The 16,410-nt window shown below is 73.9% G+C and carries 16 protein-coding genes and 1 pseudogene; 11 read left to right on the top strand and 6 right to left on the bottom strand.

The features are described 5' to 3' along the window. Positions 1-27 precede the first annotated feature (27 nt). Positions 28-1,170 carry a lysylphosphatidylglycerol synthase transmembrane domain-containing protein gene (locus tag AC6EXY_RS28855; RefSeq protein ID WP_499818544.1) on the top strand — a complete coding sequence of 381 codons (1,143 nt, stop codon included), beginning with the start codon at positions 28-30 and terminating at the stop codon, positions 1,168-1,170. A gap of 44 nt (positions 1,171-1,214) precedes the next feature. Here the strand turns inward: AC6EXY_RS28855 and AC6EXY_RS28850 are convergent, their stop codons facing one another. Next, positions 1,215-2,711 carry a Kelch repeat-containing protein gene (locus AC6EXY_RS28850; protein ID WP_499818545.1) on the bottom strand — a complete coding sequence of 499 codons (1,497 nt, stop codon included), beginning with the start codon at positions 2,709-2,711 and terminating at the stop codon, positions 1,215-1,217. 277 nt (positions 2,712-2,988) lie between these two features. Here AC6EXY_RS28850 and AC6EXY_RS28845 point away from each other — a divergent pair, with 277 nt between their 5' ends. Together AC6EXY_RS28845 and AC6EXY_RS28840 are read left to right on the top strand one after the other, a co-directional pair. Continuing rightward, on the top strand, positions 2,989-4,830 hold the full coding sequence (locus AC6EXY_RS28845; protein ID WP_499818552.1) for an ABC transporter ATP-binding protein: 1,842 nt from the start codon (positions 2,989-2,991) through the stop codon (positions 4,828-4,830). A 39-nt stretch (positions 4,831-4,869) separates the two neighbouring features. Next, entirely contained in the window at positions 4,870-6,597 is a 1,728-nt protein-coding gene (locus AC6EXY_RS28840) for an MDR family MFS transporter (protein WP_101831213.1), read from the top strand. On the opposite strand, the gene AC6EXY_RS28835 is transcribed toward AC6EXY_RS28840, so the two are convergent. Together AC6EXY_RS28835 and AC6EXY_RS28830 are read right to left on the bottom strand one after the other, a co-directional pair. Then, entirely contained in the window at positions 6,572-7,492 is a 921-nt protein-coding gene (locus tag AC6EXY_RS28835) for a lysylphosphatidylglycerol synthase transmembrane domain-containing protein (RefSeq protein WP_101831215.1), read from the bottom strand. The two genes, AC6EXY_RS28840 and AC6EXY_RS28835, sit on opposite strands and share 26 nt — an antisense overlap. A 68-nt stretch (positions 7,493-7,560) precedes the next feature. Then, on the bottom strand, positions 7,561-8,772 hold the full coding sequence (locus AC6EXY_RS28830; protein ID WP_101831212.1) for a glycosyltransferase family 4 protein: 1,212 nt from the start codon (positions 8,770-8,772) through the stop codon (positions 7,561-7,563). 121 nt (positions 8,773-8,893) lie between these two features. On the opposite strand from AC6EXY_RS28830, the gene AC6EXY_RS28825 reads away from it, so the two are divergent. Together AC6EXY_RS28825 and AC6EXY_RS28820 are read left to right on the top strand one after the other, a co-directional pair. Further along, entirely contained in the window at positions 8,894-9,634 is a 741-nt protein-coding gene (locus AC6EXY_RS28825; protein WP_243407373.1) for a TetR/AcrR family transcriptional regulator, read from the top strand. After that, on the top strand, positions 9,600-10,244 hold the full coding sequence (locus AC6EXY_RS28820; protein WP_499818546.1) for a TIGR03086 family metal-binding protein: 645 nt from the start codon (positions 9,600-9,602) through the stop codon (positions 10,242-10,244). Before AC6EXY_RS28825 ends, AC6EXY_RS28820 begins: the two co-directional genes overlap by 35 nt. 68 nt (positions 10,245-10,312) lie before the next feature. Here AC6EXY_RS28820 and AC6EXY_RS28815 read toward each other — a convergent pair whose 3' ends face one another. Next, positions 10,313-10,855 carry a hypothetical protein gene (locus tag AC6EXY_RS28815; protein WP_499818547.1) on the bottom strand — a complete coding sequence of 181 codons (543 nt, stop codon included), beginning with the start codon at positions 10,853-10,855 and terminating at the stop codon, positions 10,313-10,315. A 101-nt stretch (positions 10,856-10,956) separates the two neighbouring features. Here AC6EXY_RS28815 and AC6EXY_RS28810 point away from each other — a divergent pair, with 101 nt between their 5' ends. After that, the gene (locus AC6EXY_RS28810; protein ID WP_101831209.1) at positions 10,957-11,139 is read left to right on the top strand and encodes a DUF4236 domain-containing protein; all 183 of its coding nucleotides are present in this window, start codon (positions 10,957-10,959) and stop codon (positions 11,137-11,139) included. A 42-nt stretch (positions 11,140-11,181) separates the two neighbouring features. Here the strand turns inward: AC6EXY_RS28810 and AC6EXY_RS28805 are convergent, their stop codons facing one another. Continuing rightward, positions 11,182-12,270, bottom strand: a complete 1,089-nt coding sequence (locus AC6EXY_RS28805) for a PP2C family protein-serine/threonine phosphatase (protein ID WP_499818548.1) — start codon at positions 12,268-12,270, stop codon at positions 11,182-11,184. A gap of 97 nt (positions 12,271-12,367) precedes the next feature. Then, positions 12,368-13,864 (bottom strand): amidase, encoded by a 1,497-nt coding sequence (locus AC6EXY_RS28800; protein ID WP_499818549.1) that lies wholly within the window; start codon positions 13,862-13,864, stop codon positions 12,368-12,370. 280 nt (positions 13,865-14,144) lie between these two features. Here AC6EXY_RS28800 and AC6EXY_RS28795 point away from each other — a divergent pair, with 280 nt between their 5' ends. The 5 genes and pseudogenes from AC6EXY_RS28795 to AC6EXY_RS28775 all read left to right on the top strand — a co-directional run. Next, positions 14,145-14,672, top strand: a complete 528-nt coding sequence (locus AC6EXY_RS28795) for a hypothetical protein (protein WP_499842437.1) — start codon at positions 14,145-14,147, stop codon at positions 14,670-14,672. Positions 14,673-14,776: 104 nt separating this feature from the next. Next, complete coding sequence (locus AC6EXY_RS28790; protein ID WP_101831205.1) at positions 14,777-15,082, top strand: GlsB/YeaQ/YmgE family stress response membrane protein; 306 nt, start codon at positions 14,777-14,779, stop codon at positions 15,080-15,082. Between the two features lie 152 nt (positions 15,083-15,234). Then, complete coding sequence (locus AC6EXY_RS28785; RefSeq protein ID WP_499818551.1) at positions 15,235-15,588, top strand: VOC family protein; 354 nt, start codon at positions 15,235-15,237, stop codon at positions 15,586-15,588. 104 nt (positions 15,589-15,692) lie between these two features. Next, positions 15,693-16,265 (top strand): IS607 family transposase, encoded by a 573-nt coding sequence (locus AC6EXY_RS28780; RefSeq protein ID WP_101831203.1) that lies wholly within the window; start codon positions 15,693-15,695, stop codon positions 16,263-16,265. Further along, positions 16,262-16,410 (top strand): annotated as a pseudogene (locus tag AC6EXY_RS28775) (helix-turn-helix domain-containing protein); the annotation flags it as partial. The gene AC6EXY_RS28780 and the pseudogene AC6EXY_RS28775, both read left to right, overlap by 4 nt.

Raw genomic sequence — 16,410 nt, 5'->3', positions numbered from 1 at the left:
CGGCGGGCTGGGCGGAGGATAGGCCGGGTGGCGGACGACGAGCACGAGGGCACGGCCACCGCGCGGCGCCGGTCACCGACCGTGCCGGCGACGCGAGGGGCCCCACGCACGCGCCGCCCCGCCGCCCGGCCGCCGCGCTCCGTCACCCGCCCGTCGCGGGCCGCGCCCCGCCCCGACGTCGTGCCGGGCGGGCTCGCCTGGGCCAGGGTGGCCGGGCGGGTCGTGCCCCTCATCGTCACCGCGGTGGCCCTCTACCTGCTCATGCCGCAGCTGCTCGCGGTGTTCTCCGCGTTCCCGCGGCTGCGCGGCTTCCGGCCGCTGTGGTACCCGGCGATGGTCGTGCTCGAGGTGGCGAGCTTCGCCTGCGTCTGGCAGCTGCAGCGCTTCGCCATCGGCGAGCTGAGCTGGTTCCTGTCCGTCACGTCACAGCTGGCGTCGAACAGCATCAGCCGGATCATCCCCGGCGGGATCGCGGTCGGCGGGGCCGTGCAGTTCCGGATGCTGAGCCGGGCCGGCTGCGATCCCGCGGCCGCCGGTTTCGCGCTCACCGCGGTGTCGATGGTGACCACCGGGATCGTGTTCGGCCTGCCGCTGCTGGTGTTACCGGTCCTCATCTTCGGCCAGCCCGCGCCCGGCGGGCTCACCGAGGCCGCCTCGCTCGGCGGGATGGTCTTCGTCGTGCTCATCATCGCCGGGGTGGTGCTCGCCCGGTCGGACGCGATGCTGCGGCTGCTCGCCGGGCTGCTGGGCCGGCTGCTGCACCTCGCCCGCCGACCGGTGGTACCCGAGCTGCCCGAGCTGCTGGTCACCCGGCGCAACGAGGTGCTGCGTTCGCTGGGCAAGCGCTGGCCGGCCGCCGTGCTCACCGCGGCCGGCAAGTGGGGGCTGGACTTCGGGGCGCTGCTCGCGGCGCTGGCCGGCGCCGGCCAGCATCCGCGACCCTCGCTGGTGCTGCTCGCGTACGTCGCGGCCAGCGTGTTGTCCATGATTCCGATCACTCCCGGTGGCCTCGGGTTCGTCGAGGCCGGGCTCACCGGAACCCTGGCGCTGGCCGGCGTCCCCGCGGCCGCCGCGGCCCTGTCGACCCTCGTCTACCGGCTGGTGTCGTTCTGGCTGCCGCTCGCCGCCGGGGCGCCGGCCTGGATCGCCTTCCGCGTCCGGTACCGCTGACGCGGAAGGCGATCGCGCTCGGGCCGCTCGGGCCGCTCGGAGACTCAGCCGTGCAGTGCCGAGACGGTGTCGAGCGGTCGGCCCGCGCCGGCGGTGCCGCCGAACACGTAGACCCGGCCGTCACCGCCGGTCGTCGCGGCGGCGTTCGCCCGCGTCGACGCGGCGCCGGTGGGGCCGGCCGTCCACTGGTCGTCGTCCGGCGAGTAGACCTGCACCGCGTCGGTGACCGCACCGTCAGTGCCGCGGCCGCCGATCACGTACACCCGCCCGTCCGGGCCGGTCGCCCCGGCCGCCTGCGTCACCTCGGTCGGCAGGTCGGACACCTGGGTCCAGGAACCGCTTCCGCCGGCCGAACCGGGTGTGTAGGCGTACGCGGCGGACGACACCGTCCCACCGGCCGCCGGGATGCCACCGGCGGCGAGGATCCGGCCGTCAGGCAGTGCGGTCAGCGCCGGGCCGACGACCGGGTTCGGGGGAGCGTCCGCGGTCGACCAGCTGCTCGCGTCCGGGTCGTAGACCGCCATCATGGTCCCGTCGAGAACGTAGATCCGGCCGTCGGTGCCGCGGGCCGCCCGTGGTTCACCCATCGCCGCCGGCAGCGGGGTGCCGCTCGCCCAGGAGTCGCTGGACGGGGTGTAGACCTCGACGGTGTCCGTCGCCCGCCCGCCGGCGCGGCCGCCGATGGCGTAGATCCGGCCGTCGGTCCCGGTGGCCGCGGCGAGATCGGTGCGCGGCGTCGGCAGGTTGGCCGCCTCGGTCCAGGAGTCCTTCGTCGGGTCGAGTACCTGGACGGTGCCGATCGGGCTCGCCGACCCCCCCGCGGTCGGGCTCGCGCCGAGGGTCGGCGAGGCGCTCGGCGTGGGCGCGGCGGACGGGTCGCCGGGGGCCATGGGCAGCTGCGCGACATGCGGCCTGGTGGTCAGCGCGCCCGGAATCACCCCCGCGGTTGCGGTCGGCGACAGCGGGGGACCCGTCGTCGGGCTGGGGGCCGTGGTCGGAGTGCCCGTGGTCGGGGTGGCCGTGGTCGGGGTGGCCGTGGTCGGGGTGGCCGTGGTCGGAGTGCCCGTGGTCGGGGTGGCCGTGCCGGGGGAGGTCGGGGGGGTCTGCGTCGCCGGGGCGGACGGGCTCGTCGGCGCGACGCCGGCGCCTGGCATGCCGGCTGCCGTCGCCTGGCCGCCGATGGCGTAGATCCGGCCGTCGCAGCCGGTCGTCGCCGCGAGGCCGACCCGCGGCGACGGCAGCGCGGTGGCGTCCTGCCAGGTGCCGAGAGGACCATTGACGTTCGGGAACGTCGGGCACGGCCCCCCCGACCCGGTGGCGCCGGGGCTGGGGCTGGCCGTGGTGCTGGGGCTGGCCGTGGCGGTGGGGCTGGCCGTGGTGCTGGGGCTGGCCGTGGCGGTGGGGCTGGCCGTGGCGGTGGGGGTCGTCGTGGCGGCGGACGACATGCCGAACGTTCCGGGCGTCGCGACGGCGGCCGCGAGGGCGGCGGCCAGGACGAACGCGCGGGACGCGCACCGCCGGGAGGTGCGGGACCAACTCATGGGTTTCCCCCCTTTTCGGGCCCGCGCCTGCGGACCCGGCGGATGGGTGGATCGCCAGGTGTGCGCGGAGGGCATTCCCATGAATGCTCTCCGTAACCTCCCGCGGGGATGTTACGGGACCGCTACCACTAGGTAGCCGGCTGTGACCACCCTGTCTGGGGGTCGGTGTTTCCAGCCCTGTGGACCGGCTCGCGTTCCTGTCGGCGTCGCGGCATAGCCTCTCCCCGTGACCGCACCGCTGTCCGCGACTGACCCGCAGTCGTCCACCCTGTCGGGGATGACCCGCCTGCACGCGCGCGTGCTCGCCCGGCTGACCGGAGCCGGCGAGGCGCGCCGCAGCGAGGTGTTCTTCGCCGATCAGGGGCGGGTCATCGGCGTTCTGGTGGGGTTGTCGGTCATCGGCTCGGTGGCGGTCGCGGCCGGTCCGTTCGTGCTGCGCCACCTGGTTGACGACGCCCTGCCCACCGGCCGGGTACGGGACCTGGTCGTCCCCGTCCTGCTGCTGGGCGCGCTGCTGGTGTTCGAGTCGGCGGTGCTGTCGCTGCGGATGGCGCTCATCGCGCGGCTCGGCGGGGTCGTCTCGGTGCGGATCCGGCAGACGGTCAACGCCCACCTGCAGCGGCTGCCGTTCGCGTTCTTCCCGCGCAGCCAGCAGGGCGAGGTCATGACCGTGATGACGAACGACGTGCTGGCCGCGCAGAACGCGATCTCCGCCACGGTGCAGGCGGTGATCTGCCGGGTGGCCGACATCGCGGTCGGATCGGTGGTCGTGTTCGTGCTGGACTGGCGCCTGAGTCTGGTGGTGCTGGTGTTCGCCCCGGCGACGCTGGTCATCGTGCGCTCCGGGCGGCGGCGCCTCGCCGCGCTGTCGCGCCACCAGCGCGAGCTCGACGGGGAGCTCATGGCGCGTCTCGCCGACACCTCCTCGGTGTCCGGGGCGCTGCACGTGCGCCTGTTCGACCGGGTCGACCACGAACTGGCCCGCTTCGACGAGGGCGGCGCCGAACTGCTCGCGGCGGCCCGGGAACAGGCTCGGCTCACCTCCCGCGTGCGGTTCCTGGTCAACCTCGGCGTCGTGGTGACACTGACGGTGGTGGTGGCGCTCGGCGCCTGGCTCGTCTCGTCCGAGCGCACGACGCTCGGCACGGTGGCCGCGCTCGGCGGGGCGCTGCTGGTGTCGTTCGGGCCGCTGTCGTCCGCGGTCGACCTGCGCACCGAGCTGTCCGGTGCCGGCGCCTCCTTCCGGCGGATCTTCGCCCTGCTCGACGTGCCGCCCGACGAGGTGCGGGCGAGGTTCGACGGCCCCGCGCTGGCCCGTCCCCGCCCGCCGGCCGCACCGGCCGCACCGGTCCGGCCGGTGGGTGGGCCCGGCGTGGACCTGACGCTGGAGGACGTCTGGTTCGCCTACGACCCGGCCGCGCCGGGGGGAGCGGGCGATCCCGGCTGGGACCTGCACGGGGTGAGCCTGCGGGTCGCCGCCGGCACGACGACGGCCGTGGTCGGCTCCAGCGGCGCCGGCAAGACGACGATCGCCTACCTGGCCAGCGGCGTGCACCGGCCGCAGCGTGGCCGCGTCCTGCTCGACGGCGTCCCACTCGACGAGATCCCACCGTCCCGCCTGCACACGGATGTCGGCGTGGTCCCGCAGGACCCGCACCTGTTCCACGACACGATCGCCGCGAACCTGCGCTACGGTCGGCTCGACGCCACCGACGACGAGCTGCGCGCCGCGCTTGACGCCGCACACCTCTCCGACCTGCTCGACCGGCTGCCCGAGGGGCTGGCCACGCGAGTCGGTGCGCGGGGCTACCGGCTCTCCGGCGGCGAGCGGCAGCGCCTCGCCATCGCCCGCGTCCTGCTGCAGTCGCCGCGGGTGCTCGTGCTCGACGAGGCGACGTCCGCGCTGGACACGGTCTCCGAGGCGGCCGTGCGGGCGGCGCTCGACCGGCTCGCCGTCGGCCGGACCTGCCTGGTGATCGCCCATCGCCTGTCGACGGTGATCGACGCCGACCGGATCTACGTCCTCGACCGCGGCCGCGTCGTCGAGGACGGTACCCATCACGACCTGCTCGCCGACGGAGGTGCCTATGCCCGGCTGTACCGGCCCAGTACGGTGTGAGCCAGATCTCTCCCGGGTGGGCAGAGAGGGGATCGCACGATGAGCTCCACCACCGGACATCCGCCAGTCGGCTACACCCACCGCCAGATCCTCGTCATCCTGTCCGGTCTGCTCCTCGGGATGTTCCTCGCGGCGCTGGATCAGACGGTCGTCTCGACGGCGATCTACCGGATCGGGGAGAGCCTCAACGGGCTGACCGCGCAGGCGTGGGTCACCACCGCGTTCCTGATCACGTCGACGATCGCCACCCCGCTGTACGGCAAGCTGTCCGACCTGTACGGGCGAAAACCGTTCTTCCTGTTCGCGATCGCCGTGTTCATCGTCGGTTCGGCGCTGTGCACGCTCGCGACGTCGATGTACATGCTCGCCGGATTCCGGGCGCTGCAGGGGATCGGTGCGGGCGGCCTGTTCTCCCTCGCTCTGGCGATCATCGGGGACATCATCCCGCCGCGGGAACGAGCCAAGTACCAGGGCTACTTCATGGCGGTGTTCGGCACCTCCAGCGTGCTCGGGCCGGTGGTCGGCGGCGCGCTGGCCGGGCAGGAGACCCTGCTGGGCATGGACGGCTGGCGCTGGATCTTCCTGATCAACGTCCCGATCGGCATCCTCGCGCTGATCGTCGTCGCCCGCGTGCTGCACGTCGACCACGAGCGCCGCGAGCACAGCATCGACCTCTTCGGCGCCATCGCCCTGGTCGCCGCTCTGGTACCGCTGCTGATCGTGGCCGAGCAGGGTCGGGAGTGGGGCTGGGGATCGGTCTCCTCGATCGTCTGCTACGCCGTCGGGACGCTGGGCGCGATCACGTTCGTGCTCGCCGAGCGCCGAGTCGGAGACGAGGCGCTGCTGCCGCCGCGGCTGTTCGGCATCCGGGTCTTCAGCCTCGGCTCGGCGCAGTCGGCGATCCTCGGGATCGGCATGTTCGGCGGGATCACCCTGATCCCGCTGTACCTCCAGCTGGTCAAGGGGAACTCGCCGACCAGGGCCGGGCTGCTCAGCCTGCCGCTGGTGATCGGGATCATGTCCTTCTCGATGATCGCCGGCCAGGTCACCTCCCGCACCGGCCGGTACAAGATCTTCCCGGTGGTCGGCTCGGTGCTGCTCGTCATCGGTCTCGTGCTGCTGGCGCTGCTGTCGGCCGACACCAGCCTGGTCCTCGTCGACCTGGCGATGTTCGTCGTGGGCGCCGGACTCGGCCTGAACATGCAGACGATCGTGCTGGCGATGCAGAACGCCGTGCCGCCTCGCGACATCGGGGTGGCGACCTCGTCGACGACCTTCTTCCGCCAGATGGGCGGTACGCTCGGCGTCGCGGTCATGCTGTCGATCGTCTACGCGGTCGTGCCCTCGAAGATCACCGCGGCCTATGCCGACGCGCGCGACACCGAGGCGTTCCAGGCCGCCGCGAGCGCCCACCCGGACCAGGTCCGCGAGCTCGGAGCCGCCTCGAGCGGTGGTTCCGGCTCGCTCAACGACCCGTCGTTCCTCAGCCACCTCGACCCGGTCCTGAGCCACCCGTTCCGGGTCGGCTTCACCGACGCGATCTCGATCGCGTTCCTGGCCGCCGCCGCCGTGGTCGTCTTCGCCATCGTGCTGTCCGCGCTGATCACCGAGGTGCCGCTGCGGGAGACGGGCGCCGCCTTCGCCGAGACCCCGCAGGCCGCCGCCCCCGTTCCCGCGCCGGCGCCGGCGCCGGCGGCGGTCTCCCCGGATCCGGCCGCAGCGGACGAGACGCCGTCGCCGGTCACAGATGGCCGCGGCGGACCATGACGGCCAGCACGCAGGCCGAGGGCGCCATCGGCAGCCAGACGGTGACGAGGCGGTAGCCGAGCACCGCGGCGAGAGCGACGGCGGCGGACTGCCCGGCCGTCATGATCGCCGCGGTGAGGGCGGCGTCCAGCGAGCCGAAACCGCCGGGGGAGGGTACCAGGGCCGACACGGCGCTGGCGGCGAAGTACAGGGTGAACACCGCGCCCACGCCGAGCGGCAGGTACAGCGCGTGGACGACGGCCCACAGGGTCGCCGCGTGCACCGCCGGAATCGCCGCCGAGCCACCCCACAGCAGCGCCGCCCGGCCCGGGGAGCGCATCGTGGCCCCCAGTGAGCGCACGTGCGCCCCGACCCGCGCCCGCTCCCGGCCCGCCCACCGTCGGGCCGCCGGCACCGCCGCGGCGATCAGTGCCGCGGCCGCCACCGCGGCGAGGGCCACCCCGCCCGAGGTGAGCATCGCGAGGCCGCTCGCCGCCGGCGCCCGGTCGGTCAGCCGATCGGTGCCGCCGGGCAGGAACCCGCCCGCCAGGAGCAGGACCAGCACGGCCAGGTGGGTCGTCAGCCCGGCGGCGGTGTCGAGGCCCACCGCGGCCAGCGACTCGCGCAACGAGAAGCCGTGCCGGTGCAGGAACCGCAGCTTCACCGCGCCGACCCCGACGCCGGCGGGCAGCACGTGGTTGGCCACGCTGCCCGCCACCTGCGCGGCCAGCAGCCGGCGCACGGGCAGCGGGCGCGACACGGTGCCCTGCTGGCAGGCGGCGCCGGCGAACCAGCCGAGCTGGGCGACGGCGAGCGCGCCGACCAGCCACAGCGGGTGGGCGCCGGCCAGCGCCACGACACCGCCACGCACCGTCGACCACGACCGCGCCAGCCATACCGCCGCCACCCCCGGCATCGCGCATGCCAGCAGTGGGCGGACGAACCACCACCGGCCCCGACTCGTCGTGACCGCTGGATCCACCCTCAGCTGCCCTGCCTCGTCAGCGACGGCGTACGGGGACGTTCTGCGGTCTGCAGGCCGTCCTCCTGACCGTCCGCCGGGTCGTCGGCGAGCAGCCTGGCCAGGCGTCCGCTCAACCCGCCCCAGCTCCATGTCGTGCGCATCCACTCCCGACCCGCCAGGCCCATCCGCGCGGCCCGGTCGGGATCGTCGAGCAGTTCGACGACCGCGCGGGTCACCGCGTCGCCGTCCCGGCCGTCGACGACGGTACCGGTGCGGTCGGGCAGAACGACGTCGGGAGCGCCGCCCTGCGCGCCGGTGATCACCGGCAGGCCGCTCGCCGCCCCCTCCAGCGACGACAGGCCGAGTCCTTCCAGATCCAGGCCCAGCCACCGGGTACGCGACGGCATCGCGAAGATGTTGGCCGCGTCGAGGTGGGCGGGCAGCTCCTCGTCGGGCACGGCCCCCGCGAAGTGCACGTCGTCCACGACCCCGGCGCGGCGCGCCAGCCGGCGCAGCCGCTCCTCGTCGGGCCCCTTGCCGACCAGCAGCAGCCGGGCGCCCGGATGGCGGCGCAGCACCGTCGGCCAGCCGCGGATCAGGGCGTCCTGACCCTTGCGCGGCACCATCCTGGCCACGCAGATCACCACCGGACGGTCGGACCAGCCCAGCGAGCGCCGCACGTCCTCGCCGCCGGCACCCGGGCGGAACCGGTGGACGTCGACCCCGCCGGTGAGTCGCGCGAGGGTGGTGCCGGCCGGGGCGACGGCGGCCAGCCGGCGCCGGGTGAAGGACGTCAGGTACGTGAGCACGTCCGCCCGGCCGGCGACGGTGCGCACCAGCGACCAGCCGACCGGCAGGCGTGACCAGGCCACCTCGTGCCCGTGGCTGGACGCGATCACCCGGCGCACGCCCGCCTCCCGCAGCAACGGGGCGAGCAGGCCGTAGGGGGCGGCGGTCGGGAACCAGGCCGCCTCGCAGCCCTCGGTGCGGACCAGGGAGCGCAGCAGGTGCCGCGACCGCGGCGAGGTCAGTACCCGCTCGCCCGCCCGGACCACCTCGAAGGGCAGCGTCCGGTCGAACTCCTCGGCACCCTCCGCCGTCGGCGCCACGACGATCACCCGGTCGGCGGGCAGTCCCGCGGTGAGATGACAGGCGAACGTCTGGATCCCGCCGAGTACCGGAGGGAACTTGTCCGCCACCACGAGCGTCCGCGGCAGTCGACGACCATCCATGAGGGGAGATGATGGCAGGCGGCCGATGTGCGGCCGATGTGCGGTGGAGCGAGGACCTGTAGTGGTCGCCGCGGGACACCTGCTTCGTCTATAAATCCTGGGTCACGACGACAGGAGACCAATGGCGGAACCGAGGGCGGGGCAGGCGGCGGTAGGGCAGGCGATGCGCGGGCGGCCGCGCGATCCGGGGGTGCGCGCGCGGGTCCTCGACGCGGCGCTCGCCGAGTACGCCCGGTCCGGCTGGGCGGGATTCACGATGCATGCCGTCGCAGGCCGCGCCGGGGTCGGGAAGTCGTCGCTCTACCTGCGGTGGCCGAGCAAGGAACGGCTGCTGGCGGACGCGATCGAGGCCTACAGCCGCCCGCTCGTGCTCGATCACGACACGGGATCGCTCGACGGCGACATGCGCGCGCTGGCGTCGCATCTGCTGGCCCACCTGCTCGATCCGGTCGGTTGGGTCACCGTACGGATCGCCGTCGACGCCGCGGTCGAGGCCTTCGACCTGCGCGGCTTCAACGACCGGGTGATCGTGCGGCACAGCGAGGCCGCCCGGCGGGTGATCGACCGGGCCGTCCGGCGCGGCGAGGTGTCCCGGGACTCCCACAGCCGGGCGCTGCTCGAGGGCCTGTTCGGCGGCCTGCTCATGCAGGCGCTGACGATGCCGGCGCCCGACGAGCGCGCGCCTGCGGACCTGGTCGAGCAGGTCACGCCACTGGTCGACCTGCTGCTGCGGGGGATCCGCGCCGGCCAGGCGGAACCGGTTGGGCGCCCCGCCGGACCGGGTAGGTCCCTGGGCGGGCCGGACGACCGGCGGAAGGAGCACCACGATGGTGTGCACGCTGACCGTTACGGAACGTCGTAGCTCGCTGGACTGGGCCATGGACGTGTTCGACACCCAGGTACGCGCGGTGCCGCCCGGTGCCTGGGAGGCCCCGACGCCGTGCCGTGACTGGGATGTCCGGGCGCTCGTCAATCACCTCACCGTGGAGCACCTGTGGGTCCCGCCGCTGCTGGCCGGGCTCACCCGCGACGACATCGGCCCCCGGTTCGATGGTGACCAGCTCGGCGTCGATCCGGTCACGCGCTGGACCGCCACCGCCCGCCGGTCCCGGGACGCCTGGAACCGGCCGGCGATCTGGTCGACCACGCCGATGCTCTCGTTCGGGCCGACGCCGGCCGGCGAGTACGCCTTCCAGCTCACCGCCGATCTGCTGCTGCACGGCTGGGACCTGGCCCGGGCGATCGACGCGGCCGGCCGACTGCCCGGCGACACCACCTCCGCGCGCACCGTCGGCAACAACCGGGAGCTCGTGCGCTGGGTGTACGACGCGCTGAGCGCGCAGATCGACGCCTGGCGCGTCGTCGGCATCTTCGCCGACCCCGTCACCGTCCGCGACGACGCCGACGACTGGACGCGGCTGACCGCGCTCAGCGGACGAGCCCCCGACTGGCAGCCCCGCCTCGACGCCTGAACGCCGCAACGGCTGGGACAGCCGAGTCCCGCGCGTTCCCGCGGGAACGCGTCAGCTTGAGAGGGTGGTCAGCACAGGGGGAAGACGGGGATCGGTAGTCCCGAGCCGCCGGTCGCCTCGGTGGGCGCGGCGGCACAGGTGCGCAGGGGCACGGCCGGCGCGGTAGTACCGGCACCGGCCCCACCGGCCGTGGCGGGAGGGGGATCCGTGGGCGCGGGGCCTGGCTGTTTGACCGTACCTGTGCCGGCGTCGGTCTGAGCACCCGTTCCGGTGCCGGCCGCGACGCCCAGCCGGCCCAGGGCGACGGCGGCGGCAGTGGCGGCCGGGTCGGGGCGCGAGCCGGTCCCCACCGCCTCGCCCGAGTGGGAGCCGGATACGGCGACCAGGCCGCCGACGGCGAACGCGGCCACCGCGCTGAGCAGCACGATCAGAACGACGAGCAGCCGCACCGTGGCGTGGTGGTCATCGTGGCCAGCCGGCGGGTGCGCCGCCCACAGCGGAATCGGATATCCGGCGCGCTCCGGTTCTGCCCGTGCCCGGGCGGAAAGGTCGGCACCGGTCCGCATGGGGCGACCGTAGTCGATCGGGGCGATGCTCGCCGTCTTGTCCACACCCGGAACGACGCCGATTCCGGATGGAGGTGTGAAAACCGGAAAGCGGGAGACAACGGAATTGTCACCCGCCGGCACCCGCCCCCATGTGGAGGTTTGTCATGGGCCTGCGCTATACCCGCCGCCCGCGATATGGACCGTTTCACCTGAACATCAGCGAGCAGGGGGTGTCGTCCGTCACCCTGAAGCTCGGGCGTGTCTCCTGGCGGGTGTGGTCGCGCGACCGGCGGCGGCGCGGGCTGTCCAGCGTCGACCTGCCCGGCCCGTTCTCCTACCGGCGCTAGCCCCGCTCAGTCGACTAGCCCCGCTCAGTCGACTAGCCCCGCTCAGTCGACGGCGACCCGGGCGACGGGTGGCGCGGGGACCGGTGGGGCGGACGGGGTGCGGCGCTCGGCGAGCAGCACCGCGAGGTCGTCGTGCAGCGCGCCGCCGGCATGCGTGCCGAGCGCCGCGGTCAGCCGATCGAGGGCCTCGTCCTGGCCACCGCCGCGCAGCAGGTCCAGGCGCTCGTCGAGTGGGAAGAAGCTACCCTGCCGGTCGCGGGCCTCGATGAGACCGTCGGTGAACAGCAGCAGCCGGTCGCCGACCGCCCAGTGGTCCGTCGTCGTGGTGAACCGTTCGGCCAGGCCGAGCGGCGGGCTGGGGGAACGCAGCTGGACCGTGCGCGCACTGTCCGGCGACACCAGCCGCGGCGGATGATGCCCCGCGGAGCACATGCCGAGCCGGCCGTCGGGGTGGATGTCCAGGACGAGCGCGGTCACGAAGTCCTCGGGACCGGCCTCGCGCAGCACCGCCCGGGCGCAGGCCGCGGCGACCTGCTCCGGGTCCAGCCAGGTCACGGCGGCCTCCCGGAAGGCGCCGAGGACGACCGAGGCGAGCCGCACGGCCGGCAGCCCCTTGCCCCGCACATCGCCGATGATCACCCGGATGCTGCTGGCGGTCGGCACCACCTCGTAGAGGTCGCCGCCGACCGAGGCCTCCTCGGCGGCGGACAGGTACCGGGCGGCGAACCCGGCGCCGTCCAGCCGGTTCGGCACGGCGGGCAGCAGCGCCCGCTGCGCCACCTCGGCGACCGCCTGGACGCGGTGCAGCTTGGAGCGCTGCCGATCCCGGTACACGCAGATGTAGACGGCGATCACCGACTGGATGAGGACCAGCACGACCGCGGCGATGTGCTGGCCGCTGCCGAACCGGTCGTCCCACAGGCCCGAGCAGATCCCGACGGCGACCGTCACGGCGCCGATCGCCGCGGTGATCCAGGGCGAGCAGGCGGCCGCGAGGATGAGCGGGCCCAGGCCGAAATAACCGGTCAGGGCCACGCCCGGACCGAGATCGACGATGAGCGTCACCAGGAGCACGGCGGCACCGGCGATGATCAGCCGAAGGTTCGCGGTGCTCGTCCGGGCTGTACGCATGGGTCATTGTCCCGGCCGGACCAGGCATTCGGCCATGCCCCCCGGCAAGTCGGCAGCAAGGCGACATCGATCTGACCGGATGGTCAGGCTGGCGGCCTCACATAACGTGCGTGGCGCGCTCACCCGGGCGGTGCAGCTGCCAGCGCTGATCGTCCTCGAGCTGCGCGGCCAGCGAGATGAGCAGTGTCTCCGCGGCCGCCGGCCCCATCAGCTGGGCGCCGACCGGAAGGCCCGCCGGGGTGCGCCCGGCCGGCACGTTGACGGCCGGCCAGCCCAGCACGTTCCACGGCCAGGCGAACGGGCAGGCGGCCACGATCGCCTGGTCGGTGGCCCAGTTCGTCTCCCGGTTGAGCTCCCCGACACGCGGCGGGGGGGTGGCCGTCGTCGGCGCGAGGACGACGTCGACCCGGCGGAAGATCCGGCCGATGTTGAGCCGGGCCAGCGGCTCGGCCGCGCGCGCCGCGGGCAGGAACGGGCGCAGCAGCCGACCGGTGCGGGCATTGGCCGCCGTGCGCGGATCGAGCAGGGACGGGTTGGGTACCCGACCGGCCCAGTCGCGGATGCCGTCCATCGACCGGGGCAGGAAGATCGTTCCGAGCAGGCCGTAGGGCGGTTCGACCGGGACGACGTCGTGCCCGAGGCGGGTCATCGCTCCTGCGATCCGCTCCACCCCGGCGCGCACCGCCGGGTCGAGGCTGGCCGGCATGCCGCTGTACGGATGATGCAACGACAGGCCGACGCACAGGCGCGGCGGCGGATGCCCGGCCGCGGCGAGGAACGTCTCCGCGGGTGCGGGCGGGCGGGCCCGGTCGACCGGCAGGCTGCCGGACAGCACGTCGAGCAGCAGGGCGCCATCGGCGACCGTCCTCGTCAGCGGCCCGTAGACAGTGAGGCCGTTGAACTGCTCGGCCACCGGGGCGCTGGAGATCCGCCCGCGTCGCGGCTTGATCCCGACCAGATGCGTCCACGCCGCTGGGATACGCACCGAGCCCGCGCCGTCGGAGCCGATCGCGGCGGGCACCAGTCCCGCGGCGACCGCCGCCGCGGCGCCGCCGGACGAACCGCCCGGGGAATGGTCGAGATCCCACGGGTTGCGGGTCACCCCGAACGCCGGGCCCTCGGTGAACGGCCACTGGCCGAACTCGGGCGTGTTCGTCTTGCCGACGATGATCGCCCCGGCGGCCTTCAGCAGGCGGACCATCTCGCTGTCGCGCGCCGCCGGGGGGAACTCGCCCATGGCGCCGAACGCGGTGGGCAGGCCGGCGATGTCCGTGTCGTCCTTGATCGCGATGGGGACGCCGAGCAGCGGCCGGTGGGCACGCGCGGCCCGCCAGGCCCGGCCGTGGCCGCGGTCGGCCGCCGCCACGGCGGCGAGCGCCTCGTCGGCCGCGGCGGCCTCCTCGAGCGCCTCGCGGGCGCGCAGGCGGCGGAAGGCGTTGAGCGTCGCCTGGGTGGCCTCGATCCGGTCGAGCGCGGCGGCGACCAGCTCCCGCGACGACACCTCGCCCGCGGCCAGACGCTCGGCGAGGGTGGCCACACCGTCAAGCGGACCGTCGCGACCCCACTCGGCGACGGCCCCCTGCGCCTGCGACATCAGCCACCCCCTGACGCGTCGGGCTGCTGTCCGCACCGTAACCGACGGCCGGCACCAGGCACGGCGCTGCGGCGTTATGCACCGGTATGCGACGTATCTGACCGTGGGATGTGCGGTGCGTCATCGGATCACCCGACACACATCGTGTTATCAACATTGATGACGGGGTACCGCCGTGCGGAGAACAGATCGTGAACATCTCGTGGTGCCTGTCCGTGGTTGGCCGGCGCCCGGCGGCGTACATCGCATCCAGAAGTCGCATCCAGAGAGGAATCAGCTGATGACAGCGGACCCGATCCCGGCGGCCCCGAATCCAGCGCCCGAATCCGCCGCGCCCGAATCCCCCGGTCCCGAATCCGCCAGTCCCGAATCCGCCGGTCCCGAGGCCGCCGCGCCGGGGGCGCGGGAGCGGGTCGCGCTCGGCGCCGCCGAGGTCCGCCAGCGGGTCAACGGTGCCGCCCAGACGCTCGCGCCGCACGTCGGCGCGGCGACCGAGCGGACCCGGGAGACGGCGGGCAAGGTCGCCGGCACCGTGCGGGAGAAGGCCGCCGACAGCCCGCGCATCGCCGCCGCGACGGAGCGGACCCTCGGCGCCCGCGACCGGGCCGTCGGCACCGTGCGGGCGCAGCTCGCCCAGCACCCACAGGTGAACGCCACCGCGGAACGCACGCTGGCCACCAGCGGCAAGGCGGTCCGCTCGGCCGGTCAGCGGGCGCGCGGCAACCCGAAGGCCACCGGCGGCGTCGCCGCCGCGCTCGTCGCGCTGTGGGCGCTCGGGCGGGCGCGCCGGCGCCGCCGCGCCGGCTGAGAGGCGTCCTTTCTCGCCCGTCCGGAATGCGACTGCAAAGCGGTGTTTATGAGCTGATCCCGCGGGGACGAAGAAGTCAAGTCACCTCGGCAGGGAGAACAAAAATGGTCACCTTCGTTGTTGTCATGATTCTGCTCGGTCTGGTCGCCGGCGCCGTCGCGCGTCTGGTGCTTCCCGGCCCCGATCCGATCGGCATTCTCGGCACCATCGTCGTCGGCGTCATCGGCTCCTTTGTCGGCGGATTCCTCGGCTACGTCCTGTTCAACAAGGACATCGGCGAGGGCGCCCTGCAGCCGTCCGGCATCGTCGGTTCCATCATCGGTGCGATCATCGTGCTGCTGATCTGGCGGAACGTCGGCCACGGCTCCGGGCGCTCCCACGGCCGCAGCCGGCGCTACGCCCGGCGGTAAGCCGTACGGACTGGCCTCGGTCACCACGACACACGTCGGTGATCTCCGGGGCTGCCGAGAACACGCGAAACGGCCGCGGGATCGGCCGGCGGTACCCATGGGTATCCGCCCCGGTCCCGCGGCCTTCGTCGTCGTGGTGGCACGATGACGGAATGGAACGTGTGCTTGGCATCGGTGGATACTTTCTGCGGGCCGCCGATCCGGCGGTCCTGACCGCGTGGTACCGCGATTGTCTGGGCCTCGACGCGGACGAGAACGGGCTGTGGCGGCAGGAAACCGGCCCGACGGTGTTCGCGGCGTTCGAGGCCGACACCGACTACTTCGGCTCCCGCGCCCAGGGGGCCATGCTCAACTTCCGGGTTCGCGACCTGGACGCGATGCTCGCGCAGCTGCGCGAGAAGGGCGCGGAGGTGGCCGCGCAGACCCAGGACATGGCGGGCGTCGGCCGTTTCGGCTGGGTCACCGATCCCGCGGGCAACCGGGTCGAGCTCTGGCAGCCCGCCTGACCGCACCCGCACGCGGGCGGAGACGTGCGGGTGCGGCCGGCGGGGGTAGTAACTGTTGCCCGGCTGGCACTCGTTAGCTCTCTTCAGATTGCTATAGTTTTCATGTGAACCTCAAGGAGTGGGCAGAGTCGCAGGGTGTGGCGTACGTGACCGCCCAGCGCTGGTTCCACGCCGGCAAGCTCCCGGTCCCGGCACGCAAGGTCGGTGGCCTGATCCTCGTCGGCGAGCCCGACCGCCCGGCTACTTCAGGCATGGTGGTCGTGTACGCCGGGGTGTCGTCCGCAGACCAGAAGCCTGATCTCGACCGGCAGGTCGCTCGCGTCACCGGCTGGGCCACCGGGCAGGGGCTGGGTGTCGACAGGGTCGTGACCGAGGTCGGGTCGGCGTTGAACGGGCATCGGCGGAAGTTCCTCGCGCTGCTCCGCGACCCGGCAGCGACGACGATCGTCGTCGAGCATCGCGACAGGTTCGCCCGCTTCGGCGCCGAGTACGTCGAGGCCGCTCTCGCCGCGAACGGCCGCCGCCTACTCGTCGTGGACCCAGCCGAGGTCGATGACGACCTGGTCCGCGACATCACCGAGATCCTGACCTCGATGTGCGCCCGGCTGTACGGCTGCCGCGCCGCCGCGAACCGAGCCCGCCGCGCGGTCGCCGCCGTCACTGAGGCGGCCGAATGAGGACGTTGCAGGCGTACCGGTTCGCACTCGACCCGAACGACGCCCGGGCCGCGAACCTGCGTCGCCACGCGGGGGCGGCCCGGTTCGCCTACAACTGGGCCTGGCCCGGGTGAAGGCCGCGTTCGCGCAGCGCGACGCGGAGAAG

It is taken from the genome of Frankia sp. RB5 (assembly GCF_059816245.1).
This window is presented reverse-complemented; position numbering and strand designations above follow the sequence as displayed.